This is a genomic window from Dactylosporangium cerinum (genome assembly GCF_042653625.1).
In the GTDB taxonomy this organism is placed as follows: domain Bacteria; phylum Actinomycetota; class Actinomycetes; order Mycobacteriales; family Micromonosporaceae; genus Dactylosporangium; species Dactylosporangium cerinum.
This window is the reverse complement of the sequence record NZ_JBHSIU010000112.1, coordinates 1-24655: the sequence shown is the minus strand read 5'-3', so window position 1 is coordinate 24655 and position 24655 is coordinate 1. Positions and strand designations below refer to the sequence as shown.

Here is a 24655-nt window from a genome sequence, read left to right as displayed (position 1 = left end):
CAAAATGGAAACCCCGTTACATTGAGGGAAACGGCGAGAGGGGCTCATGGTGTCGCGGTACGACCTGCTGGTGAAGAACGGAACGCTGGTTCTTCCCTATGTCGGCGAGGTTCGCGCCGACCTGGCTGCGAAAGACGGACGGATCGTCGCGATCGGCGAGGACCTGACCGATGCGGACGAGGTCCTCGACGCGACCGGCAAGCTCGTCTTCCCCGGCGGCGTGGACGCGCACTACCACCTGGGCATCTACCGGCCCCTGGAGATCGACGCGACCGAGGAGACCCGGTCCTCCCTCGTCGGCGGCGCCACCACCGTGCTGTCCTACTTCCGGACCGGGCAGCACTACCTGAACAAGACCGGCGCGTACGAGGACATCCTGCCCGAGGTGCTCCAGGCGGTGTCCGGCCGCTCGTGGACCGACTTCGGCTTCCACCTCGCGCCCATGGACACCCGCCAGGTCGGCGAGGTCCCGGCGCTCGTGGACCGGCACGGGATCAGCTCGTTCAAGTACTACATGTTCTACAAGGGCTTCAACCTGTCCGCCGACTCACGCGACGCCAAGGCGTTCACGATGAGCGACGAGTACGACCTGGGCCACCTGTACCAGATCATGGAGGCCGTCTCCGCCGCCGCCCGCGACACCGGCCGCCGGGTCTCCCTGTCGCTGCACTGCGAGCAGGCCGAGCTGATGCGGCTGTTCATCGAACGGGTCCGCGCCGCCGGTGACCCGCAGACGCTGAAGGCGTATTCCGACGCCCGGCCGCCGCTCACCGAACGGGTCGCGATCGGTGAGGCCACCACCCTCGCCGCGGCGACCGCCTGCCCGATCAACCTGCTGCACCTGTCCAGCGGCGAGGCCCTCGCCGCCGCGACCGAGGCCCGCCTCGCCCGCCCCGACCTCGACCTGCGCACCGAGGTCACCCTGCACCACCTGTGCCTCAACTACGACGAGCTGTCCGGCCTGGGCGCCAAGGTGAACCCGCCGATCCGCAGCGCTCTGGACACTGAGGCGTTGTGGGCCGGGGTGCTGTCCGGCAAGGTCGACTGGGTCGCCTCGGACCACGCCTGCTGCCTGGAGGAGCACAAGGGCGACGAGCTGTGGCCGGCCCTGCCCGGCTTCGGCGGCACCGGCCTGCTCTACCCGGTGCTGCTCAGCGAGGGCATGCACAAGCGCGGGCTCGCCCCGCACCGGGTCGCGGAGCTCGTCTCGGCCAACCCGGCCCGCGCCTACGGCCTGTGGCCGCGCAAGGGCTCCCTGCTCGTCGGGCAGGACGCCGACCTCACCGTCGTCGACCCGGACCTCGAACAGGAGGTCACCACCGACCTGCTGCTGTCCGGCCAGGACCACTGCCCGTTCGCCGGCCGCAAGGTCCGTGGCTGGCCGGTGGCGACGGTGCTGCGCGGCCGGGTCGCCTTCCGCGACGGCGCCGTCGTCGGCGAACCGGGCGGCACCTTCCTGCCCCGCTGACGTGACCGGGCTCCGGCCCGGTCAGCCACGCAAGGTGTCCGCCTTCATGACGAGCCGGAAGCCGATCGCGCCGGCCGCCCCGCCACCGACGACCATCAGCGCCGCGGTGGCCGGGCCCGGCCCCCAGTCGCCGAAGGTGACGACAGCGGCCAGCACCAGCGGGACGAACAGGAACAGCGCCCATGCCAGCAGGATCAGCTTGCGAGCCGTGCGGCGCCGGCCGTCGGCCGTCCTGGCTGGAGAGTCCGTCATACGAGCACTACACCACCGCCACCCGGCCGGGGCAACGGGCCGGTCGGCCGCGCCGTAGGTTCGTGGGATGCGAGCGGGTTGGCTGGTGCCGGTCGTGGTCGTGCTCGGCCTGGTGGGCTGCACCCACCGGTCGCGTCCGGCCCCGGTGCCGCCGCCCTCCGCGGCGCCCGACCTGGACCCGCTGTTCGTCTGCGGGCGTGGCATCTGGGCCGACGACCTGGCCGGCACCCGGGCCGCGCTGACGGTGGCGGTCGCGTCGGTGCGGCGCGTCTCCGCCGACACCGCCCCCGAGGTGGCGCTGCGGTTCACCGCCACCACCGACCTGCGGGTCCAGATCCCGCCGGTCGAGGTGCTGTACCTCAAGGACAGCGTCATCGTCGGCGGCGGCCCGATGCTCAACCAGCCCGGCGACCTCTCGCCGCAGACCATGGCGGAGCCGGGGACCGGGTTCGAGGTCAGGCCGGGGAAACCGGTGGACGCCGCGGTCGGGGCCCGGGCGCTGTGCCCCGCGTTCACGTGGCCGAAGCTCTGGTCCGCGCCGGAGCACGTCGCCGTCATGGTCGTCGTCGGGCACCTCGAACCGCGGGGCGGCGGCGTGGTCCTCGACGTGCCCAGGCCGGGCGTGCCGCTGCTCGCGGCGGCCGCCGACCTGCCCCGCTGAGCGCCGGCGCCCGGCCCGGGGTGGCTCAGCCGATCGTCCGGCGCAGGCCGCGGTGGATGGCCAGGGCGCCCAGCAGGGTGACCGCGCCGTCGACGAGCAGGGCCAGCCGGATGCCGGACAGCAGGGTCGGGCCGGCCGCGGCGACCGCGCTCATCACCGGGATGCCGACGGTGAGGGCGACCTGCTGCGTCAGGGTGCTGAGGCCGGTGGCCAGGCCCTGCTCGCCGTCGGGCAGGCCGGAGGTGGCCGTGACCGTATACGCGACGATCGCCGCCACATGCCCGACGAAGCCGACGGTGAAGGCGAGCATGAGCCAGCCGTACATGCTCCGGGAGTCGCCGAGCAGGCTGAGGCCGCCGAACGCGACGCCCTGCACGGCCAGGCCGCCGACGAGCGTCACGCGGCGGCCGAACCGGCCCAGGAGGCGACCGCCGATGACACCGGCGAAGACCGCGGCGATGCCGGGCAGGCCGAACGCGACGCCGGTCGCGAGCGCGGAGTAGCCGAGGACGTCCTGCAGGTACAGGGTGCCCAGGAAGACCACGGACGAGCCCATCGCGAACACGATCAGGCCGCCGAGGTTGCCCCAGCGGACCGTCGGGCGGCGCAGGATCGCCACCGGCGCGAGGGGTGCCGGGGCGCGCCGCTCGATCGTCCAGAACGCGACCAGGAACGCGGCCCCGGCCCCGAGGAGGACCAGCACCCGGAGACTCGTCCAGCCGGCGGAGGGGCTCAGGCTCACGCCGTACACCACCAGCAGCAGGCCGATCGTGACGGTGATCGCACCCGGAAGATCCAGTTTGGGTCGCTCCGGGGTCCGTCCGGCGCTGACGACGAACGGGGCCACGGCCAGGATCAGCAGCGCCACCGGGACGTTGAGCAGAAACGCGAACCGCCAGTTGAGCAGGTCGGCAAGGACGCCGCCGACCAGGGCGCCGACGGTGAAGCCGCCGGAGAGCAGGGCACCGTTGAGGCCGAGGGCGCGGTCGCGCAGCGGGCCCTCCGGGAACGACGTGGTGAGCAGCGAAAGGGCCGCCGGGGTGGCCATCGCCGCGGCGAAGCCCTGCAGCACCCGCGCGGCGAGCAGCGTCGCCTGGTCCTGGGCGAGGCCGCCGAGCAGCGACGCGGCGATCAGCAGCGCCAGGCCGGCCAGGAACAGCCGCCGCCGGCCGAACAGGTCCGCGATCCGCCCGAACAGCAGCGTGAACCCGGCGGCGGGCAGCGCGAACGCGGTGGCGATCCACGGCAGCGTGGCCAGGTCGAAGTGCAGGCCGGCGCCGATCGCCGGGAGGGCGACGTTGAGGATGGAGAAGTCGACGGCGAGCATGAACTGGGCGCCGAGCAGCAACAGCAACGTGATGCGTTGCCGGGTGCTGAGGGTGGCTTCGAGAACTGCGGTCATGCCGGGGAGCCTGCGGCGTTCCGCTCCGGGCAGACAGCCCTGTGACGTTGGTACCACTGGCAGGGGCAGGCTGTCGACCCCGATCATCGGGATACTGGGACGATGGAAGGACTCGGGGGGTTCCTGCAGTCGCGCCGTGCCGGTCTGCGGCCGGACGAGGTCGGTCTCGTCTCCTACGGGGAGCGCCGCCGCGTGGCCGGGCTGCGCCGCGAGGAGCTGGCACAGCTCGCCGGGGTGAGCGTGTCGTACTACATCCGCCTCGAGCAGGGCCAGAGCGCCAACGCGTCCGACGAGGTGCTCGCCGCCCTGGCCCGGGCGTTGCGGCTGAGCGACCGGGAACGCCAGCACCTGTTCGCCCTCGCCCGCGGCCCGGCGCCGGCCGCACCGCCCGCACCGCCGGTCGAGGCGGCCCGCCCGGGGGTGCGCCGCCTGCTCGACGCGATGACGGAGGTGCCGGCGGTCGTCCTCGGCCGGTTCGGCGACTTCCTGGCCTGGAACCGGCTCGGGCACGCGTTCCTGGCCGGGCACGTCGACTACGGCGCGGTCGCTGGTGATCACCGGCCGAACAAGGTGCGCATGCTCTTCCTGGACGCGCACATGCGGGAGCTGTACGTGCACTGGCCCGAGAAGACCCGCGAGTCCGTGGCGTACCTGCGGATGCTCGCCGCCCGGCACGCCGACGACCCGAAGCTCGCCGAGCTGGTCGGCGACCTGTGCGTGCGCAGCTCCCGGTTCGCGACGCTGTGGGCCGATCACGCCGTCGACGAGTGCGAGCCGGCGGTCCGCGAGTTCCAGCATCCCGTCGTCGGCCGGATGACGCTGCACCAGGAGGTGCTCCGCCCGGACGCGTCGGACCAGCTGCTGCTGACGTTCACCGCCGAGCCCGGCTCACCGTCGGCCGCCGCCCTGCACCTGCTCGCCCGGGCCGTCTACGCCGGCTAGCGCAGCACCGGCGACTCGTCACCGACGCAGCAATCGACTGATGCCGCTGCGGCGCGGCTCCTTGAAGTGTGGCCATCGAGGAGCGGGCCACGGGCTGCCGGTGATCGTCTCCAACGCCGTGGACAGTTCCTGGCGGGTGATGCGCGTCTGCTCGCGCGCCCGGAACCAGCCGTTCTCGCGGGCCGCTTCGACCAGTTTGCGGAAGATGTACGCCCTCCGGCAGTTGCGGCGGAAATCCTCGGCGACGAAGAACGACCAGGTCATCATGACGCTCTCGGCCAGCCGTGCCCGCCCCAGCGGTTCGGCGGCCGGGAAGGTCACCGAACCGGCGCACCGCTGCAGCTGCTCGCCGCTGCGGTCGTCCCAGAGCAGCAGCGTCCAGCCCGGCCACAGCCGTGGCCAGTACCCGGCCAGGCCGTGCAGGGGCTGCACCGCGCTCCACACGCCGGCGGTGCGCGTGCTCGGATCGAGGTGCATGCCCGCCTCGGGCATGGTCTCGGCGGTGGTGATCCGGTCGGCGGGGTCCAGTTGCTCGATCAGCCCGGGGCCGACCCGCCACGGCGCAACAGCGTTCCAGCCCAGGCCGTACGCCTGCGTGTCGCCGATGGTGACGACGTAGCGCGGCGGCATCTGTTCGATGCGATCGCGCAAGTGCGGCGGCAACTGTTCGGTGCGCTCGCGCCAGTAGAGGGCCGCCGGCTCGGCGGGCTTGCCGCGCAGGTGCGAGCTGTCCGCCCCGGCGTGGTCCATCAGGTCGGCGATGCCGTCGTAGGCCCAGCGAACCTGCCAGCCCGGCCAGGTGCGCGTCACCGCGTCCAGGTATGCCGCGCGCAGGTGCGTGCCGCGGTGGGCGCTGAACATCATCAGCACCCGGCGGTCGAAGTCGACCAGCAGGCCGCCCTCGGCGTCGTCGTCGAACTCGTCCGTCGGGCCGAGCCGCTGCCACGCGTCGAGGAACCGGGTGACGAACTCCGGGCCGAACACGCTGATTTCGAGGATCTCCAGCGCGCCGTTCCTGCTGTAGGCGACCGTGACCTTGCCATCGCGGATGGTCACGAAGTTCGCCGGCGACCCCATGGCGGTGATCATATGCACGGGCCTTTGATCACGACGAGGGGTGCTGCGCGGCGGTCGGGCGGGCCGGGATCAGGACGACGGGACCGGTTCGTTGCAGATGCGGCAGCGGTCGCGGTCGCGGTCGGACCAGTCCTGCTGCTGGACGACGGAGGGCGCCACATGATGGCACGATCTGGCCGCGTCCAAGGGGCGCGGCCAGATCGATGGGGGCGTCACATGCCGTCGCCGGACCAGGCGCCGCGGGAGCGGGAGCGGACCGGCAGCGTGGAGATGACCGGGGCCTCGTGGGTGTGGTAGTTCTCGGCGGTGCCGCCCCACTTGACCCACTCGTCGGTGGTGTACCAGTTCACCAGCTCGCCGTCGGAGCGGATGATCCAGTCGATCTCGGTCTCGGCGATGAAGTGGCCGTGTTTCACGCCGGCGGGACGGAAGCAGTAGGTGCCCTCGTCGATGTCGCCGAAGTTGTACGCCATCTTCCCGCTGAGGGTGTAGAACTCCTCGTAGCACGGGTGGTGGGCGAGGCGGTGGTCGCTCCAGCCCTTCGGGGCCCGGATCAGCCGGGTGTAGAAGCCGGTCTTCGGGTCGCGGTGCAGCAGCTTGATGTAGAGCGGGGTGAGCGGGCCGACGGTCGGCGCCGCGACCCACTCCATCTTCGACGGGTCGATCAGCGAGGGTGAACCCTCGAAGCGGCGCGGGCCGTCGGGGTCGAAGCCGGCGTCGCCGTACTCGCGCCAGTGCAGGACGTGGCTGCCTTCCCGGATCTTGATCCAGTCCATCGGGACGCCCTTGGGGACCTGGAGGTAGCCGCCGGGTCCGACCTCGGTGCCGCCGTACACCAGCGAACCGGACACCACGTAGAACTCGGTGTCGGCGTGGGCCACGCCGGGGCCCCGTCCCCAGTCGGCGGGGAACGTCAGGGACAGCGACGACGAGCCGTCCTCCTCGTCGGTGGACAGGCGCCGTTCGAGGGCCTTGCCCTCGCCGAACGGCAGTTCGGCCTCGTGCCAGATGTAGTCGTTCTCGTGGATCAGTTCGACGTGCGCCCTCAACCCGTGCTCCTCAGCTCTCGTTTCAGCACTTTGCCAGCCGCGTTGCGGGGGAGTGCCGCGATCGGTCGGATCTCCTTCGGCACCTTGTGCCCGGCGAGTCGGGCCCGCAGGTGCTCACGCAGCGCGTCGGGGTCCCAGGGGACGCCCGGCCGCACCACGACGTATGCGACGACCTTCTCGCCCCAGCGGTCGTCCGCGAGCCCGACAACCGCGGCCTCCACCACCGCCGGGTGGGCGGCCAGGGCCTCTTCGACGTCGCGGGGGTAGACGTTCACGCCGCCGGTGATGATCAGGTCCTTCTTGCGGTCGACGATGGTGATGTACCCCTCGTCGTCGACCACGACCACGTCGCCGCTGGTCAGGAACCCGTCGTCGGTCACGCACTCGGCGGTCGCCGCCGGGTTGGCGAGGTAGCCGTTCATCAGGAACGGCGACCGGCTGAACAGCTCCCCGGGGGTGCCGGGCGGCACGGGCACGCCGTCGTCGTCGACGACCCGGATCTCGGTCATGAACCAGGGGTGGCCCACGGAGCCGGCCTTGCGGCGGGCGTCGGCGGGCCGCAGGTTGCTGATCACGCCGGCCTCCGTGGAGCCGTACAACTCGTGCACGCCGACACCGGGGAACGCCTCGAGGACCCATTCCTTGAGCGCGACGGGCAGCGCGGCGGCGTTGAAGTAGAGCGTGTCGAGGCTGCTCAGGTCGTGCCCGGCCAGCCCGAGCTCGCGCAGCCCGACGGCGTGCGTCGGGACCAGGAACACCGACTGCAGCCGGTCGCGGCCCACCATCGTCAGCAGCCGGCCGGGATCCCAGGCGCGCAGCATCGACACGGTCCCGCCGGTGAACACCGCCGCGTAGGCGAACGCGAACCCGGCGCCGTGATACATCGGCGCGACCGCGACGGTGCGCCGGCCCGGCCCGAGGCCCCACTCCAGGGCGGTGCAGTAGAAGGTCAGGCATCGTGAGCGGTGACTGATGAGCACGCCCTTGGGTGCGCCTGTCGTGCCGGAGGTGTACGCGATGCAGAACGGCTCGTCTTCCCCTACCGGGATCCGCGGGTCGCTCGCGGCCGCCCCGGCGAGCAGCGCCTCGTAGTCCGGGCCGAGCCGGACGGCGAAGCCGACGTCCACGGCCCGGTCCTCCAGCAGCGGGTCCAGGATCAGCGCCCGCGCGCCCGAGTGCCCGGCGATGTACGCGGTGTCCGCCGCGGTCTGCCGCGGGTTCAGCGGCACCATCGGCAGCCCCGCCTTGGCCAGACCGGCGGCGATCTCGCAGTATTCCAGGCGGTTGCCGGCCAGCACCGCGACCGGGTCGCCGGGTCGCAGGCCGGCGGCGAGCAGCGCGTTGGCCAGGCGGCTCGCGCGCTCGTCCAGGGCCGCGTAGGTGAGCCGGCGGTCGCCGTCGATCACGGCGATCGTGCCGGGGGTGGCGCGGGCGAACTCCCGCACGCCGTTGGCGATGTTCAGCTGAGCGCCAGTCACGGCGTAATGGAAACACCGTTTCCATTCTGAATCAACGGGTGGCCGGTGGAAATGTCGCGGTGCGGCCCAGCAGGGCGGGCGTGGCGATGCCGAGCCGCTCGCCGATCCAGGTCCCGGTGCCGGCGAGGGTGGGCAGGTCCAGGCCGGTGGGCACGCCCATGCGCTGGAGGAGGTACGTGAGATCCTCGGTCGCGATGTTGCCGGTCGCCTCCGGGGCGAACGGGCAGCCGCCGATTCCGCCGATGCTGGCGTCCAGGGTCCGCACCCCCGCCTCGAGGGCGGCGACGGCGTTGGCGTAGCCGGTGTTGCGGGTGTTGTGGAAATGCGCCCGCAGCGGCACGTCCGCGTCCAGCTCGCGCAGCGCCGCGACGAGCGCGCGGACCTGGGTCGGCACGCCGACGCCGATCGTGTCCGCGATCGCGATCTCGCGGGGACGGCTGCGCAGGGCGTTCCCGGCGATGGCCTGGACCCGGCTCACCGGGACCTCGCCGGTGAACGGGCAGCCGAACGCGGCGGCGATGGTCAGCGACGCCTGCTTCCCGGCCGCTGCGGCGGCCTCGGCGATCTCGTGCCAGACGTCCAGGGCCTCCTCGGTGCTGGTGCCCTGGTTGCGCCGGGAGAACTCGTCGGAGGCGACCACGACCACGTTGACCTCGTCGACCCCGGCGTTCAGCGCCCGGTCCAGGCCGCGCCGGTTGAGCACCAGGCCGATGTAGGTGACGCCGTCGCGGCGGGGCGCCGCGGCCATCACCGCCTCCGCGTCGGCCATCTGCGGCACCCGGCCGGGGTGCACGAACGCGGTCGCCTCCATCCGGCGGATGCCGGCGTCCAGGGCGCGCGTGATGTAGTCGACCTTGACCTCGGTCGGCAGCAGGACCTTCTCGTTCTGCAGGCCGTCGCGCGGGCCGACCTCGACGATCTCCACACCGGTCATCGCCGACCTCCGGTTCCTCTAGCGAAACATCGTTTCCAAACCGTACACTCCCGAACCATGGTTGGTCCGCTGTCTGACATCCGTGTCCTGGAGACCGGGACGCTGCTCGCCGGTCCGTTCGCCGGACAGCTGCTCGGCGACTTCGGCGCCGAGGTCATCAAACTCGAAGACCCCGGCAAGGGCGACCCGATGCGGGAATGGGGCCGGGAGAAGCCGCACGGGCAGTCGCTGTGGTGGCCGGTCGTCGCGCGGAACAAGAAGTCGGTGACCTGCAACCTGCGCACCCCGGCCGGGCAGGACCTGGTGCGGCGCCTCGTCGCGTCGTCGGACGTCCTGGTGGAGAACTTCCGGCCCGGCACCCTGGAGCGCTGGGGACTCGGATACGCGGAGCTGTCCGCCATCAACCCGCGGCTCGTTCTTGTCCGCGTCACCGGCTACGGGCAGACCGGCCCCTACGCCCCGCGGGCCGGGTTCGGCTCGATCGGCGAGGCGATGGGCGGCATCCGGCACGTCACCGGCGAGCCCGACCGCCCGTCCAGCCGGGTCGGGGTCTCCCTCGGCGACGCCCTCGCCGGCACCATGGCCGCCTACGGCGCCGTGATGGCCGTGCACGCCCGCACGAGGACGGGCCGCGGCCAGGTCGTCGACTCCGCCATCTACGAGGCCGTGCTCACCTACATGGAGTCGCTGCTGCCGGAGTGGGTGGTCGCCGGGTACCAGCGGGAACGCACCGGCGCGATCCTGCCCAACGTCGCGCCCAGCAACGCGTACCCCACCGCCGACGGGATCGACATCCTCATCGCCGGCAACCGCGACACCGTCTTCGCCCGCCTGTGCGAGGTGATGGGCCGGCCCGGTCTGGCCGACGACCCGCGCTACGCGACGCACGGCGCCCGTGGCGCGCACCAGCAGGAGCTCGACGACCTCATCGCGGCCTGGACCTCGACGCTGCCGGCCGAGGAGATCCTCGCGCTGCTGCACGCCGCCGGGGTGCCGGCCGGCAAGATCTACCGCCCCGCCGACATGCTCGACGACCCGCACTTCGTCGCCCGGAAGTCCATTGTGGACGTCCCGCACCCCGACTTCGGCGCCCTGCCCATGCAGGCCCCGGCACCGCGCCTGTCGGAGACCCCGGGCGAGATCCGCTGGGCCGGACCCGCGCTCGGGCAGCACAACACCGAGGTGTACGGCGGACTGCTCGGCCTGTCCACCGACGAGCTCGAGAAGCTCCGCGCGGACGGCGTGGTCTGATGTCTTTCTTAGGGGACGACTACCTCAATGCCGGCTTCTCCCGGCGGCTCGGCTGGGGATCGAGCCCCGCGCTGCTGCTGGTCGACCCCGTCATGGCGTACCTCGTGCCGGACTCGCCGCTGTACTGCGACACCGCGGCCGCCGCCCTTACCGCGATGGCTTCGTTGCTCGGTGCCGCCAGGGCCGCCGGGCATCCAGTCGCGTTCACGGCCGTCGGGTTCGCCGACGAGACGTGTGCCGAGGCACCGCTGTTCGCCACGAAGGTCCCTGGGCTGCGGGTCTTCGCCGACGGCTCGCCGCTCGCCGCGCTCCCGCCGCAGCTGACGCCGGTGCCCGGGGAACTCATGATCCGCAAGCACTACGCGAGCGCGTTCGCCGGGACGGCCCTCGCCGCGTGGCTGACCGCCGGCCGGGTCGACACCGTCGTCATCGGCGGGTACTCCACGTCCGGCTGCGTGCGGGCCAGCGCCGTCGACGCGCTGCAGGCCGGGTTCCGCCCCATGGTGGTGCGGGAGGCCTGCGCCGACCGGGCCCCCGGCCCGCACACGTCGAACCTGTTCGACCTGGACGCCAAGTACGCCGACGTCGTGTCGCTGGACTCCGCCCGCCAGCACATGGAGTGAGAGTCGATGTGAGGTGCTCCCGGAGCGCCCGTGCGCGCCCGCCGGGTTCGTTAGACAACGGGGGTGGACCCTAACAGCCGGCTACCGTCGCTCACCGGACTGCGCTGGGCTGCCGCCCTCATCGTCTTCGGCCAGCACCTCCTGGAGCAGTACTACAACCAGCAGCTCGTCGCGCCGAAACCCGTCAAGTCCGTGGTCTGGGCCGCGTTCACCCACGGCGGCGGGCTCGGCGTCTCGTTCTTCTTCGTGCTGTCCGGCTTCGTGCTGGCCTGGTCCTCGCGGCCGGGCGAGCGGGCCGGCACGTTCTGGTGGCGTCGCTTCAGCAAGGTGTACCCGGCGACCCTGGTCACCACCGTCGTCGCCGCGTTTCTCATCGGCGGCGCCGGCCCGCTGCAACTGGCCACCCACCTCACGCTGACCCAGAGCTGGTGGCCGCGCCGCGACGTCTACGCCGCGCTCAACCCGGTCAGCTGGTCCCTGTCCTGCGAGGCGTTCTTCTACCTCTGCTTCCCGCTGCTGCTGGCCGTGATGCGCCGCCTCGGCCCGTCCGGGCTGTGGGCGATCGCGGTCATGATGATCGAGTGCGTCGCCGCGGTCGGCATGAACCTCGTCCCGGCATCACACGACACCGCCACCTACGCCGGATACATCCTGCCGCCGGTCCGCATGGCCGAATTCACGCTCGGCATCGCCGTGGCCCTGCTGGTGCGCACCGGCTCGTGGCGCGGCCCCGGCCTGCGCTGGTCCCTCGCGCTGCTGCCGCCGGCGATGGTGGCGGGACTGTTCGCGCCGTCCCCCCTCAACGAGCACGCCGTCACGCTCATCCCGGTGACCCTGATCGTCGCCGCCGCCGCCCAGGCCGACCTGCGCGGCCGGCGCACCGTGTGGTCCCGCCCGTTGACGGTGTACCTGGGGGAACTGTCCTTCGCCTTCTACCTCGTGCACTTCCTGGTCATCGTCGCCTTCGACCGCTACGGGCTCCTGCCGCACCAGGCCGGCCCCGCCCAGGCCCTCGTGGGGACGGCGTCGGTGCTGTGGTTCAGCCTGATCGCCGCGATGGTGGTCTACCACGGGGTGGAACTGCCCGCGCTGCGCCTGATGCGCCGCAAACCGGTCCCCGCCGAGGTGGGGCGCGGCAAGCACCGGTTCATGCTGACGTCGGCGCCGGCACCTCGCGTCGTCGCGTCGGTGCCGATGCCCCGCCAGGTCCTGCTGTCGATGTCCGCACTGGACAACGACGCCACGGACCCGGGCCACGCCGCGCCGGCCCCGCACGTCACGGTGCCGGCACCCCGCCGCGCACCCACCACCCCGAAACCGCGCCGGGACGTTCCCGCGCAACGCCACCCCGTGCCGCCCCCGACTCCCGCGGTGCCGGACCTGGACCCGGCCGTGCCGGACCCGATTCCCGTGGTGCCGGACCCGATTCCCGTGGTGCCGGACCCGGACTACGCACTACAGGACCTGGACTACGCGGCGCCGGACCTGGACTTCGCCGTCCCGGAGCCGGATTACGCGCTGCCGGATCTGGGTCATGTGGTGCCTGAGCCTCGGCACGCGCCGGTTCAGCGTCACGCGGTCCCGGAGCCGGATTACGCGCTGCCGGATCTGGGTCATGTGGTGCCTGAGCCTCGGCACGCGCCGGTTCAGCGTCACGCGGTCCCGGAGCCGGATTACGCGCTGCTGGATCTGGGTTATGCGGTGCCGGACCTGGATCACGCCGGGCCAGAGTTCGGCTATGTGGTGCCTGAGCCTCGGCACGCACCGGTCGAGCGCCACGCCGTCCCGGAGCCGCGCCAAGGTGTACCCGCGCGGCACCATGCCGTGCCGGACCAGGACCATGTCGTGCCGGACCGGACTCCCGTGGTGCCGGACCCGATTCCCGCGGTGCCGGACCTGGACTACGCGCTGCCCGACCTGGACCGGGCCGCGCGGGAGCCACGCCACGCGTCCGCGCGGCGTCATGCCGTGCCGGACCCGCACTACGCCGTCCCGGAGCATCGCAACTCGGGGCCCGCGCGGCACTACGCCGTGCCCGACCCGCGCCATGAGGTCGCCGCACAGCACTACGCCACGCGGTCCCCGCGCCACTCCGTCCCCGGCCGGCACCACGCCGTGCCAGAGCCACGCCACGCCGTCCCCGACCCGATCCATGTCGCCGCCGATCCGATCTACGTCGCCCCGGCGCCGACCCACGCGTTGCAGGAGTCGCGCCACGCCGTCCCCGACCCGATCCATGTCGCCGCCGATCCGATCTACGTCGCCCCGGCGCCGACCCACGCGTTGCAGGAGTCGCGCCACGCCGTCCCGGGGCCCCGGCACGCCGTTCCGGAGCCGCGCCACGCCGGTCCCGTCCCGGGCCGTGAGGTCCCCGCACCGGACGGCACCGGTCCCGTGCCGCAGCCGTCCACCCGTTCGCACCGACACCGGTCGGTGCCCGACGACGACCCCCTTGCCCCATAGGTCACCGTGACGGCGGGCGGGGTCAGTCGCGGTCGACGGGGCGCAGGGCGTGCAGGCCGGCCAGGGCGAGCGCCGTCACACCGCCCGCCGCGGCAACCGCCACCAGCAGCCCGCCCCGCGCGCCCGTCCCGTCGACCGCCAGGCCCGCGACCATCGCCGCCACCGCCCCGCCGGCCGCGCTCGCCGAGCCGAGCCACGCGAACGCCTCCGTGAGCACCCCGCGATCGACCACGGCGTCGGCCAGCGTCGAGCCGAGGACCAGCACGACCGGCACGGCGACCGCGGTCAGCAGCACCCCGGCCACGACCCCCGCGAGGACCACGGCGGGGGAGCCGCGGGCGAGCAGCGGCAGGCTGCCGAGCCCCAGCGCGACGGCCGCCACGGCGAGTTGGATGCGGGGTTCCGCGTGCCAGCGGCGCAGGCCGTACACCAGGACAGCGAGCAGCCCGGCGCCGTTGGACGCGGCGAACAGCACCGCCGCCAACCCCGGCGTGCCGCGCTCCAGGGCGAACGCCGTCACCGCGATCGACATCGTGCCGAAGAACCCGCCGATCGTCGTGTTGACCCCTACCAGCACCACGAACCCGGGCCGCAGCAGCGCGCGGCGGTGATGCGCGCGCCCGCCGTCCGGCGCGAGGACCGGGGGTTCGGTGCGTCGCTGCAGCGCCAGGATCGACCCGCCGGCGACCACCAGCGCGGCGGCGCTCAGCGTGCCGAGCACCGGCCGGCCGGCCGCGGCGATGGTGCTGACCAGGGCCGGGCCGACGAGGTACGCGACGCTGTTGCTCAGCGACTCGAGGGCATACGCGGTCGGCAGCGCCGGTTTGCGCTCCCCGTCCAGCAGCGCCGACCAGCGGGCCAGCGCCGCCGCGCTCAGCTGCGGCAGGCTCGCGCCGACCAGCGCACCCGCGGCGGCGAGGACCCAGCCCGGCGCGCCGTAGCCGGCGCTGAGCACGAGTGCGGCGACGGCGAGGGCGTGCACGAGGGCGGCCGGCAGCAGCACCCGGCGCTGGCCGAACCGGTCGATCAGGCGCCCGACCTGCGGCCCGACGAGGGCGTCGGCGACCGCGAACGCGCCGGTGACGACGCCGGCGGTGGCGTAGGAGCCGGTGGCGGACCGGACCAGCCAGACGATGCTGAGGCTGGTCATCGCGATCCCGACCCGGCCCGCGGCGGTCGGCACGAAGAAGGCGGCGGCGCCCGGTGTGCGCAGCAGTTCCCGGTACGTCATCCGCTCGGAGCCTACGGCAACGCTCAGCGGCTCGCCTGCCAGCCGGCCGCGCACGACCCGGAACCCGGCAACTGCGGGCTGCTGGCGCTGCTGTCCTAGGGCGGCCGCGAGGACCAGTCGTCCCGAGACGCGGTCCTACCGCTCGAACAGGGCCCGATTCTCGTGGATGAACGTCGCCAGCGACGTCGGTGGTGCGCCGCCGATCGTCTCGACGACATCGGTGACCATGTCCTGCTCACCCAACTGGTGTGTCTCAGCCACCCGCGAGAGGTGTTCGATCAGGTACGCGGACACGCCGTCAACCTGGGACAGCAGTTGCCGCCACCGCTCGACTGAGAGGTCCACGTACTCCACCGGACGGCCGAGTTCGTGGCTGAACACGGCAGCCTGTTCGGCCATGGACGTCCTGGACATCCCACCTGGCCGGCCCGCACGGGAACGAAACGGCCGGAGCCGGGTGGCGTGTATGCGCCATATCCGTTTCGTGTACGGCAGGTGTTTAGTCTCATTGATCATTCCCAATTGATGAGGGAGGACCGATGTCCCGGTTCGTCTGCACGGTGAAGCACACCAGGTACGTCATCGGCGCCATGGCCGGCGTCTTCTTCGCGACCTGCAGCTCGTCCTGACCCGAAGCCGGCCCGGGGCGGCGTCGTGCCGCCCCGCGCCGGTGCCCGTCGACCGGTGGAGGCCGGATGTTCACGACCGCGGTCCGGCAGATGCGGGTGGCGTTCTCCACCGTGCTCGGCCGTCCCTTCTCCGTCCCGGTGGTGCAAGGACTGGTCCGGGACGCCCTGGCGACGCTGGAGGAGTTCGGCACACCCGGCGACGATGTCGGCCAACTGGTCGACGGACCCTACGCCGACCCCACGATGCGCCGCGAGCTGCAGACCAGGGCACTGCAACGCACCGCGCGGCACCTCACCGCCGGCGCACCGTACTACCGGGACCGGTTCGCCGCCGCGGGTGTCGACCCGGCCGGGCTCACCCCCGAGACGCTGCTCCGGCTGCCGGTGATGACCCGGGCCGAGCTGGTGTCCAGGCAGCGGGACCTGCTGTGCGGCCGCCCCTACCTGTCGACCCGCAGCACCGGCAGCACCGGCACCCCGGTCGAGGTGTGGCTGTCCCGGCAGGAGATCACGCTCTGGCCGGCGCTCATCGCGCTGTCGCTCGTGCTGCGCGGGGAGCTCACCCCCGACGACCACGTCCAGCTCAGCATCAGCTCCCGGGCGACCGCGGCGATCCAGGAGGACGTCGAGCTGTGCGGCCTGGTGGGCGCCGGCTGCAGCGTCGTGGGGCTGGTGCCGCCGGACGAGGCCCTGGACCGGCTGTGCGAATCCGCGACGGTGCTCAACACGTACCCGAGCTACCTCGGCACGCTCGTCACCGCCGCCCGCAGGCGTGGCCTGGGCCCGGACGACTTCGCGTTGCACACCGTCAACGCCGGCGGCGAGGTGCTGTCGGCGGCGCTCGTCGCGGCAGCCGAGGCCACGTTCGGCGCGCGGATCAACGACGCGTATGGCGCCACCGAGGTCCTGCCGGTCGGTGGGCGGTTCTGCACGCACCGGCACCTGCATCCCGACCCGAACATGGGGTACGCCGAGACGATCGACCTCGCGACCGGCGCCCCGGCCGAACCGGGCCGGCTCGGCACCCTCGTGGTCACCCCGTACCACCCGTACCGCGAATGCATGCCGGTGCTGCGCTACGACACCCGCGACCTGGTGCGCGCCCCCGCCGCCGACGAGCCGCCGTGCGAACTGGCGGCCACCCCCGGGATGTCGCACATCCTCGGCAAGGCCCGCGACCTGCTGACCACCGCATCCGGGCCGGTCACCCCCCGCGACGTGGTGGAGGTGATGGACGCGCTCCCGGGGGACCGCTGGCCGGTGCGGTTCGCCGCCGAGGAGGCGGGCGGGCGGGTGCGGGTCACCGTGCCGGACGACCACACAGGCGGCCTGTCGACCGGCGAGATCGCGGGACGTTTCGCCGGCCGCGGCATCGACGCGGAGGTCGTGGTGGTCCCGATGGGGCAGGAAGACGCCCGGCGGCTGCGGCCGCTGCGCTGCGACCTGCTGGAGCAGACCTTCACCAGGCCCGTCCCGACCGTCGTGGGGGAGTTCGTATGAGCCGGACGGCGTTTCTGGTCCTGGTCACGTTCTGCTTCGCGCTGGCCGCGCCGCTGGCCGCCGCCGCCTACTTCCGGTGGGTCCGGGCGGCCAGGCCGGCCGTCGGGGTCTTCGGAACCGGCGACGTGTTCGTGATGATGGGGTTCGTCGTGGTACTGCCGTTCGCGTATCTCGCGTTGCCCGGCTGGGGCCTGCCGACGGTGCTCGGGCTGGTCTTCGCCGGTGGGCTGTCGGTCGGGTACGAACGGGTCGTGACACACCGCTGGCTGCGGCGGGGCCTGATCCTCGGCCTGCTGGGCGCGGACCTCGCGGCGTGGGCGGCGTGGCGGGCCGGCGCGGCACCGCTCTGGTTCACCGCCGTGAACAGCGTGGTCGTGCTGCTGATCGCGGTCTCAGCGGCCAACCTCTCCGCGCAGGGCGGCCTGCGGCTGCGGCACGCGGCATGGTTCACGCTCGGCCTCGCGGTCTACGACCTGACCTTCGCGACCGCGATCCCCATCACCCAGAAGCTCGCGGCGGCGATCCAGGGCTACCCGTTCGCGCCGTCGGCCGGGCTGCGCGTCGGCGACCTCGGCGCGGTGATCGGGATGGGTGACCTGCTGGCGTACGCGCTGTTCGGCGTCACCGCGTACAAGGCGTACGGCCGGACCGGCCTGCGGGTGGCGCTCGTCGTCGTCGCCGCCTTCGGCGCGCTGGCGCCGGCGCTGTCCCCGCTGGTCATCGAGGCGGTCACCGGGCACCGGCCGTCGCTCATCCCGGCGCAGGTGTTCTTCGGACCGGGAGCGTTCCTCGGGTACCTGCTGCTGCGGCGCCTCGGCCCGGAACGCCGCATGGCGGAGATCCTCGGCAACCCCGTCAACCGGCCGGCTGACCGCCGGGCCCGCTGGCTCGGGCCACCGGCTCCGTCCGTTGCGCCGGCTCCGGCGGTTGCGCCGGCTCCGGCCGCTGGACCGGCTGCGTCCGTTGCGCCGGCGCGGCCCGCCGAGGTTCGCGGGCCGGTGCGCCTGTCCTGACCGGCGGCCAGTCGTCGTCCGGCGCGACCGGACCGGCCGGCCGCGGTGCCCGGTCCGGCACGACCGCTGCCCGGCGCCGGCACGCCTCGGCCCGCTGGTCCTGGCCGCAGTCGTGCCACACCGCTGCCAGCAGGCGCAGCACGTACGCCTCACCGACCCGCAGGCCGGCGTCGCGGCAGACGGCGAGCGCCGCGGTCAGGTCCGCGACGGCCGCGTCCAGCCGGTCCAGCCGCCGGTAGGCCTCGGCCCGCCACAGCAGCGCCTGCCACACGCTGTCCTGGGCGCCGGTCTCCTGGCAGCGTCGCAGCCCCAGGGTGAGCAGGCGGGCGCCCTGGGCGGGGCGGCCCAGTCGCACGTAGGCCTTGCCGAGCCCGGTCAGGGTGATGCCCTCGCCGACCAGGTCCCGTTCCGCGCGGCGGATCTGCAGGCTCTCCAGCAGGTATCCGAGCGCCCGCTCGTAGTCGCCGAGCTGGAGCAGGACCTCCCCGGCCTCATACCGGGTGATCCCGACCGCGGGACGCCGCCCGGCCGAGCCGTACCGCGCTGCGCTCTCCTCGAAGCATCGCAGCGCCGCGACCGGGTCCCCCCGCCGGGCGTGGGTGAGGCCGAGGTGCGAGAGAGTGGCGGCGATCCCGCGCTCGTCCTGCGCGGCCCGCCGGGCGGCGAGGACGTCGTGCAGGTGGTCGAGGGCTGCGGCGTACTCGCCCCGTTCGCGGCACACGATGGCCAGCATGGTCCGCGCCGTGGACTCGGCCCGCCAGTCCCCGAGCGCCGCCGCGACCCGCCGGCTCAGCGTGCCGAGGGTGGCGATGTCGTCCCAGCGTCCGCGCATCGGCAGGTACTGGATGGTCGCCGCGGACAGTCCGAGCACGAACCGCGCGTGTTCGGGCTCGCCGTCGGCGACGTGCCGGGCCACCGCGAGCAGGCAGGGCCACTCGCTGTCCAGCCAGTGCAGGGCTTCCGCCGGGGTGGTGACGGCCACCCTCGCCGGCACGCCCACGAGCTGCGGGACCTCCTCCCGCCGTTGGTTGGGGCGCAGTACGTCGACGGCCTGCTGCACGGTGCCGAGGTAGAACGACAGGGCACGGGCCACCGCAGCCCGACGGTCCACTGTGGACTCCATGGCGTCGGCGAGCTCGGCGGCGAAGCACCGCAGCAGGTCGTGCATAGCGAACCGGTCCCCGCCGGTGCGGCTCAGCAGGTGCGCCTCGGCCAGCCGGTCCAGGGCCGGCTCTGCCTCGGCGGTGCACACGTCCAGCAGCGCCGCCGCGACGGCCGGTTCGAACGTCGGGGTCCGGACCAGGGCGAGCAGCCGGAACAGCCGCGCCGCGGTCGGATCGCCGAGCCCCTGGTAGCTGACCTGGAAGCAGGTGCGGACCGCGAGCTCGCCGGCACGCAGCCCGTTGAGCCGGTGCCGCTCCTCGCGCAGCTCGTCGGCGAGCGCCGCCAGGGGCCGGTCGGGGCGGCCGGCCAGCCGGGCGGCGGCGATGCGCACCGCGAGGGGCAGGTGCTCGCACTGCCGGACCAGCTCGACGGCGCGCGCACCGGCCGCGGCCACCCGCTCGGCGCCGCACAGCCGGCCGAGCAGCGCCAGCGCGCCCTGCGTGGACAGCGCACCGAGCGCCATGCTGTGCGAGGACTCCAGGGTGACCAGCATGCGCCGGCTGGTCACGATCGCGGCGCACCCGGGGCCGGCCGGCAGCAACGGCCGCACCTGGGCCTCGTCGGCGGCGTTGTCGAGCACGACCAGCAGCCGCCGGGCCGCCGTCAGGGACCGGAACCGGCCGGCCGCCTCCTCCGGGTCCGACGGCACCTGCACCTCCGGCACGCCCAGCGCGCGCAGGAACCGGCCCAGCACCGCGGCGGGTTCGGCGGGCGGCATCGCGGCGGCGCCGTGCAGGTCCGCGTAGAGCTGCCCGTCCGGGAACCGGGCCGAGACCTGATGCGCCGCCCGCACCGCGAACGTGGACTTGCCTATCCCGCCGGGTCCGTGCACGACCACCACGGCAGGCCCGCCGGGCGTCTGCAGCGTCGTGCGCATCGCGTCGAGTTCGGCGGTACGCTCGACGAACGCCGGATTGTCCAGCGGCAGCTCACGGGGCGGCACGAGCACCGGACCCGCCGCGGTCGGCGTCGCGGCCAGCAGCGTCTCGTCCCGGTTGAGGATCGCGCCGTGCAGCCGGGTCAGCTCGGCGGCTGGTTCGATGCCGATCCGTTCGGCAAGGACCGCCCGGGCCCGCTGAAACGTCGACAGTGCACCGGCGGCGTCGCCGCTGCGGTACTGCGCGATCATCAGCAGCTCCCACAGCCGCTCCCGTAGCGGGTGGGTCACGACCTCCCGCCGCAGCTCGGCGACGACCTCGGCGTGGCGTCCCTGTGCCAGGCGGGCCGCGGCGAGCGCCTCGACCGCGTCGCCCCGCTGCTCGTCGAGGGTGTCGAGCAGGCCGCTGAGGGCGGCGTCGCGCCGTACACCCGCAGCCGCCGGACCTCGCCAGTGCGCGAGCGCCGCGCTGAGCCGCTCGGCCGCGGCGTCGACCGCCCCCTGCTGCTGCAGCATCCGGCCGGCACCGAACTCCCGGTCGAACGTGTGCAGGTCGAGCTCCCCGTCGTGGACCTCGACGAGGAACCCCGGGCGGCGGGTGACGAGCCGGGTCCCGCCGGCATGGTCCGGATCGGCGAGGACCCGACGCAGCCGCACACAGTAGGTGCGGACGTTGGCCTGCGCGGACAGCGGCGGGTCTTCCTGCCACAGCAGGTCGGTGATCCGGTCCAGCGACAGCACCTGATTGGCGTGCAGCAGCAGCACCAGCAGCAGCATGCGCTGCTTCGGCGGGCCGAGCGCCACCGTCGCCCCGTCGCGCCGGATCTCGACGGGCCCGAGGATCCGGAACTGGAAGTGACTCACGCACCGACCTCTGCCGCGGTAGAAAGGCCTATCTACGGCCATCATGCCGGAAACTCGACACCATCGGAGGCGTCCGGCAGCGCCGAGGCGTACACGGAGCCGGCGACGGGCACGGGTCACCCGCTCGGCCGTTGCGCCGCCCTGCCGGTGCGTGAGGTGCCGGGAGCCGGCGAGGACACGGGCTCAGGCGGGCGGGGGTCAGCAGGGCGGCGGCTACCGTGTCGACCTGCCAGTGCTGGAACTGCTCGGGTGTTCAGCCGCGCTGGCGGACGAACCAGTCGTAGTTGCATTCATCGGGAGCTTCCGGTAGAGACCGCCGAGCGTTGGCGGGCGAGAGCGAGGCTGGTCACAGTCGTGATCGCCATCGCGGCAATGCCGACCAGCGCTGCCGTGGTGTAGGCGCCGTCGTTCGGGAAGAGATGGCCGGTGTCGGTGCCGGCGGCCAGGACCAGGCCGCCTATGGCGCTGCCCAGGGAGTACCCGACGCTACGGACGACATAGTTGAAGCTCATGGCGCTCGACGTCTCGCTCTTGGGGGTGACGGCCAGGATGACGCCGGGCATGGCGGCGGAGAAGCTGCCGACACCGAAGCCCAGCACGCCCATTGCTACGAACAGTTCGGCCAGGTTCGACCGGGCCGCCGCGAAGAGGACGAACCCGCCACCGACGACGACGGCACTGCCGGCTAGGAGCAAGGGGGCGTCGATTCGTTCGCGAACCCGGGGTGTGAGCTTGCCGGCGACGAACCCCAGCACAGAGAACGGGACAAGGACCAGCCCGGCGACGAACGTGGTCAGCCCGAAGCCGTAGCCGGCGCTGTGCGGCGTCTGCGCGTAGCGGGTGATGAGCGTGAGGAGGACGTACATGCCGATCCCGCCGACGAACATGGCGACATTTGCCCCGGCGACGATCGGGTGCCGCACCGCCCGGACATCGACCAGGGGCGTCTTACTGCGCAGCTCGGAGGCGGTCCAGATGCAGAGCAGGAGCACGGCAACGGTGGCGAGGACCACCGCTACGGCGAGGTGATGGCCCCATAGACTCCTCTCGCTTGCGAGGAACAGGACGAGGAACAGTCCACCCGCCAGGACGAGCGCGCCCGCTATGTCCACGTGAGCGGAGCGGCCTCCGGGAGCCACCGGCATGGAGCGCCACGCGGCCAGGAAAGCGATAGCGGTGACCAACAGACCGAGGCCATAGGCGGCCCGCACCCCGCCGAACTCGGCGAGCAGTCCGGCGAGCGGGTAACCGACGCCGGCCCCGATGATCGAGACCACCGAGATCAGCGCGATCGTGGCAGCGCTGCGTCCCTCGGGAAGATGGTCACGGGCCACGCCCATCATCAGCGCCGTCAGACCGAGCCCGACGCCTTGGGCCGCCCTACCCGCAAGCAGCCACGCGAACGGCAGTGGTAGCACGGTGAGCGCACTGCCGGCGACGACGACCGCCAGCGTGGCGAGAATCGTGGCTCGTCGGTGTGGGCCGGCTCCGAGCCGGCCGAGGACGGGCGTAGCGACGGCGCCGCTCAGCAGCGCGATGGTCAGCGTCCACTGCGCGCTGTCGAGCGAGACGTGGAACGTGGTCGCCACGCTCGTGATGAGCGGCGTCCCGAGGCTGGCGACCGCCGCCACGACCAGGGCGATGAACATCAGGGAGGGGACCAGCAGTCGCGCCTCGGGGTGCTCCGGGGTGGTGCTCATCGGTTGGTCCCGGTCCCTTTCACTGCTTCGGCCCTTCTCGATCCTGGCTGTCGAGCGCTTCCAGATGCCGCAGCGCTGGAAGGGCTGCCACCAGGGCCTCGACCTCGTCGTCAGTGAGTTTGTCGATCAACTGCTCAAACGCGTGGACGCCCGCCCGGCGCCGCGTCTGAACGTAGGACGCGCCGGCCTCGGTCAGACACACCAGCGTGACCCGCTTATCGGACGCGTCGCCTCTGCGCTCGACCAGCCCGGATTCCTCCATCACCCGAACCAGGACGGTCATCGCGGGCTGGGTGACACCCGCGATCACGGCCAGATTGGTGATTCGTTGTGGGCCGGTCCTGTCCAGGGTGGCCAGGGTGGCAGCGGATGTGAGGCTCAGGTCGCGTGGAAGACGCCTCACGGCCCTGGTAGCCAGCTCGTAGAGGGCTGACCCGATCGCTGTGGAAGCGCCGCGAGTGGGGTCTTGACGGCTCATGCCTGAAGCATAGCATCTTTATATGAATGCTTTATGTATCTCCTGGCCGGGACTCGAACCCGAGTCCCGCACTCAACGCGGGAGGCTGGCCGGAACCGTTCGGGCGTTCGCACCTTGTCGTTCTCGGCCGTGGTCACCGCGCATCTGCACTCCGGGCTTGACCGTCGAAAACGAGTCGACGCGGTCCGTCAGCGTCCTGGTCTTCACCCCGCGACGCACACCGGCATCAGTACCAGCGGGCGCAGCTGGACGCTGGCACCGTGCCATGACCCGCTCGATCTTCCCCAGGGAAGCTCGATGACGATCTGGCACAGTGGTCCCAACGGTCCGCTGGGGCTGCGGATCTGGGGTCGACGCCAGCCCGCGATGGGCATCTCGCTGTTCATGGCCGGCGAAGGAGTGACGGGTGGCGCAGGGCGATTGGGCGCCTGACGAGCGGGACCTGCCGTGGCTGACCCAGTTCGATGTGCGGACGCTCGTGGCGGGTGTCCCGGCCGGTTCGTTGGACGCGGATGACCAGGTGTGGGAGACGTTGCATGACAACGGGCTGCTGCCGTCCGAGGTTCGTGATGCCATCGAGGGCGTGCGTGGGAGCGGCCCCGCTGATCTGGATGAGGCGCTGGCCCGTCTCAGATGGATGGTGTGCGGTGATGGCAACACGGGTGCGTCGGGTGCCTTCGTCGTGCCGATGTTGCTCCGGATCGCGGCGGATACGACGTCTCGGTCGCGTGCTGATGTGCTGCAACTTGTCGGGGACTTGGCGCGGGAGTTCACGCTGCAGATGGAGATGCGCCCGTCGATGCTGTGGACGATGCAACCGATGCCGGGCTACGACTCCTTTGGCTATTTCGAGAACTGGGCTGTTGGAGCCGCAAGGTTGATGGTCGGGCGCGACACCGACCTTCTGGTCGCGATGATGGACGACGACGATCCGCAGGTCCGGGGCCTCGCGGCGTATGTGTTGGTCACCGCCTTGCCGCTCGATCAGGACCTGATCGGAATGCTGCGGCGACGGCTTGCGGCCGAGACCGACGCGGCGGTGCGCATGATTTTTGTCCTCTGCATCGCGCAACATCTCAGGGAGCTGGACCGGGTTCCAGAGGCGCTGGCGTGGTCGCGGGCGATCTGGTCGGATCCTGCTTCGCTGCTGGAGATCCGGCTCGGTGGTGTGATCGCCTGGCTCAATCTCACCGAGGAGGACGTGCCGCAAGAGTTGCGGAGCGTGCTGGATGGGCTGCCGATGCCGGCTGTCCATGAGCTGTCGCAGCAGCTTCCTTGGATTTGGTGGCTCAACCACCATACCGACGGAATCACTAACTGGTGGCAACGGCTGACCCGTTGACAACCACGGTCATTGCCGCTCAACCCCTGGACGACCCGCGCGGCAGGGCCGTGTACGGCGTGAGCCGGTCGAGGCCGGCCACCGGCCTCGACCGGCCGTCGCAGCCGCTGCCGCGCTCCTGTTCCCCGCGCACACGGGCCGGCCACGAACGGCGGATCGACTGTCGTCGCGCTGCACGAGCGGCGCCACCCAACTGCGGTACCGGGACCTGAAGTGGCGCACTCAGGTCCGTAGGACCTTGATCACGGCCAGCACCC

General features: G+C 72.5%; 19 protein-coding genes. 8 read left to right on the top strand and 11 right to left on the bottom strand.

Translation table 11 applies throughout. The features are described 5' to 3' along the window. The first annotated feature begins 46 nt into the window (after positions 1–46). Positions 47–1468 (top strand): dihydroorotase, encoded by a 1422-nt coding sequence (locus ACFPIJ_RS56100; protein WP_380127767.1) that lies wholly within the window; start codon positions 47–49, stop codon positions 1466–1468. Between the two features lie 21 nt (positions 1469–1489). Here the strand turns inward: ACFPIJ_RS56100 and ACFPIJ_RS56095 are convergent, their stop codons facing one another. Then, entirely contained in the window at positions 1490–1720 is a 231-nt protein-coding gene (locus tag ACFPIJ_RS56095) for a hypothetical protein (protein WP_380127766.1), read from the bottom strand. A gap of 67 nt (positions 1721–1787) precedes the next feature. Here ACFPIJ_RS56095 and ACFPIJ_RS56090 point away from each other — a divergent pair, with 67 nt between their 5' ends. Next, positions 1788–2381: a hypothetical protein gene (locus ACFPIJ_RS56090; RefSeq protein WP_380127765.1), complete on the top strand. Its 594-nt coding sequence runs from the start codon at positions 1788–1790 to the stop codon at positions 2379–2381. Positions 2382–2406: 25 nt separating this feature from the next. Here ACFPIJ_RS56090 and ACFPIJ_RS56085 read toward each other — a convergent pair whose 3' ends face one another. After that, complete coding sequence (locus tag ACFPIJ_RS56085; RefSeq protein WP_380127764.1) at positions 2407–3783, bottom strand: MFS transporter; 1377 nt, start codon at positions 3781–3783, stop codon at positions 2407–2409. Between the two features lie 102 nt (positions 3784–3885). On the opposite strand from ACFPIJ_RS56085, the gene ACFPIJ_RS56080 reads away from it, so the two are divergent. Continuing rightward, positions 3886–4725: a helix-turn-helix domain-containing protein gene (locus ACFPIJ_RS56080; RefSeq protein ID WP_380127763.1), complete on the top strand. Its 840-nt coding sequence runs from the start codon at positions 3886–3888 to the stop codon at positions 4723–4725. A gap of 18 nt (positions 4726–4743) precedes the next feature. On the opposite strand, the gene ACFPIJ_RS56075 is transcribed toward ACFPIJ_RS56080, so the two are convergent. The 4 genes from ACFPIJ_RS56075 to ACFPIJ_RS56060 form a co-directional block, all read right to left on the bottom strand. Next, on the bottom strand, positions 4744–5802 hold the full coding sequence (locus ACFPIJ_RS56075; protein ID WP_380127762.1) for a hypothetical protein: 1059 nt from the start codon (positions 5800–5802) through the stop codon (positions 4744–4746). 212 nt (positions 5803–6014) lie between these two features. After that, positions 6015–6851 carry a DUF4437 domain-containing protein gene (locus ACFPIJ_RS56070; protein ID WP_380127761.1) on the bottom strand — a complete coding sequence of 279 codons (837 nt, stop codon included), beginning with the start codon at positions 6849–6851 and terminating at the stop codon, positions 6015–6017. Then, positions 6848–8329 carry a class I adenylate-forming enzyme family protein gene (locus ACFPIJ_RS56065; RefSeq protein WP_380127760.1) on the bottom strand — a complete coding sequence of 494 codons (1482 nt, stop codon included), beginning with the start codon at positions 8327–8329 and terminating at the stop codon, positions 6848–6850. The genes ACFPIJ_RS56070 and ACFPIJ_RS56065 overlap by 4 nt, the downstream gene beginning before the upstream one ends. A 31-nt stretch (positions 8330–8360) precedes the next feature. Next, positions 8361–9263 carry a hydroxymethylglutaryl-CoA lyase gene (locus ACFPIJ_RS56060; protein ID WP_380127759.1) on the bottom strand — a complete coding sequence of 301 codons (903 nt, stop codon included), beginning with the start codon at positions 9261–9263 and terminating at the stop codon, positions 8361–8363. A 57-nt stretch (positions 9264–9320) separates the two neighbouring features. Between ACFPIJ_RS56060 and ACFPIJ_RS56055 the strand changes: the two genes are divergently transcribed. The 3 genes from ACFPIJ_RS56055 (at position 9321) to ACFPIJ_RS56045 (ending at position 13600) form a co-directional block, all read left to right on the top strand. After that, positions 9321–10514, top strand: a complete 1194-nt coding sequence (locus ACFPIJ_RS56055; protein ID WP_380127758.1) for a CaiB/BaiF CoA transferase family protein — start codon at positions 9321–9323, stop codon at positions 10512–10514. Next, complete coding sequence (locus ACFPIJ_RS56050; protein ID WP_380127757.1) at positions 10514–11137, top strand: isochorismatase family protein; 624 nt, start codon at positions 10514–10516, stop codon at positions 11135–11137. Before ACFPIJ_RS56055 ends, ACFPIJ_RS56050 begins: the two co-directional genes overlap by 1 nt. Positions 11138–11200: 63 nt before the next feature. After that, on the top strand, positions 11201–13600 hold the full coding sequence (locus tag ACFPIJ_RS56045) for an acyltransferase family protein (protein ID WP_380127756.1): 2400 nt from the start codon (positions 11201–11203) through the stop codon (positions 13598–13600). A 22-nt stretch (positions 13601–13622) separates the two neighbouring features. Here the strand turns inward: ACFPIJ_RS56045 and ACFPIJ_RS56040 are convergent, their stop codons facing one another. Together ACFPIJ_RS56040 and ACFPIJ_RS56035 are read right to left on the bottom strand one after the other, a co-directional pair. Next, positions 13623–14831 (bottom strand): MFS transporter, encoded by a 1209-nt coding sequence (locus tag ACFPIJ_RS56040; protein ID WP_380127755.1) that lies wholly within the window; start codon positions 14829–14831, stop codon positions 13623–13625. Positions 14832–14966: 135 nt separating this feature from the next. Beyond that, on the bottom strand, positions 14967–15230 hold the full coding sequence (locus ACFPIJ_RS56035) for a Rossmann-fold NAD(P)-binding domain-containing protein (RefSeq protein ID WP_380127754.1): 264 nt from the start codon (positions 15228–15230) through the stop codon (positions 14967–14969). A gap of 296 nt (positions 15231–15526) precedes the next feature. On the opposite strand from ACFPIJ_RS56035, the gene ACFPIJ_RS56030 reads away from it, so the two are divergent. Then, the gene (locus ACFPIJ_RS56030) at positions 15527–16960 is read left to right on the top strand and encodes a phenylacetate--CoA ligase family protein (RefSeq protein ID WP_380127753.1); all 1434 of its coding nucleotides are present in this window, start codon (positions 15527–15529) and stop codon (positions 16958–16960) included. A gap of 855 nt (positions 16961–17815) precedes the next feature. On the opposite strand, the gene ACFPIJ_RS56025 is transcribed toward ACFPIJ_RS56030, so the two are convergent. The 3 genes from ACFPIJ_RS56025 to ACFPIJ_RS56015 form a co-directional block, all read right to left on the bottom strand. After that, the gene (locus tag ACFPIJ_RS56025; protein ID WP_380127752.1) at positions 17816–20878 is read right to left on the bottom strand and encodes an AfsR/SARP family transcriptional regulator; all 3063 of its coding nucleotides are present in this window, start codon (positions 20876–20878) and stop codon (positions 17816–17818) included. A gap of 290 nt (positions 20879–21168) precedes the next feature. Then, on the bottom strand, positions 21169–22578 hold the full coding sequence (locus tag ACFPIJ_RS56020) for an MFS transporter (protein ID WP_380127751.1): 1410 nt from the start codon (positions 22576–22578) through the stop codon (positions 21169–21171). A 19-nt stretch (positions 22579–22597) separates the two neighbouring features. Further along, positions 22598–23056, bottom strand: coding sequence for a MarR family winged helix-turn-helix transcriptional regulator (locus ACFPIJ_RS56015; RefSeq protein ID WP_380127750.1), 459 nt, complete (start codon positions 23054–23056; stop codon positions 22598–22600). A 406-nt stretch (positions 23057–23462) separates the two neighbouring features. Here ACFPIJ_RS56015 and ACFPIJ_RS56010 point away from each other — a divergent pair, with 406 nt between their 5' ends. Beyond that, complete coding sequence (locus ACFPIJ_RS56010) at positions 23463–24398, top strand: hypothetical protein (RefSeq protein WP_380127749.1); 936 nt, start codon at positions 23463–23465, stop codon at positions 24396–24398. The last annotated feature ends 257 nt before the right edge of the window (positions 24399–24655 follow it).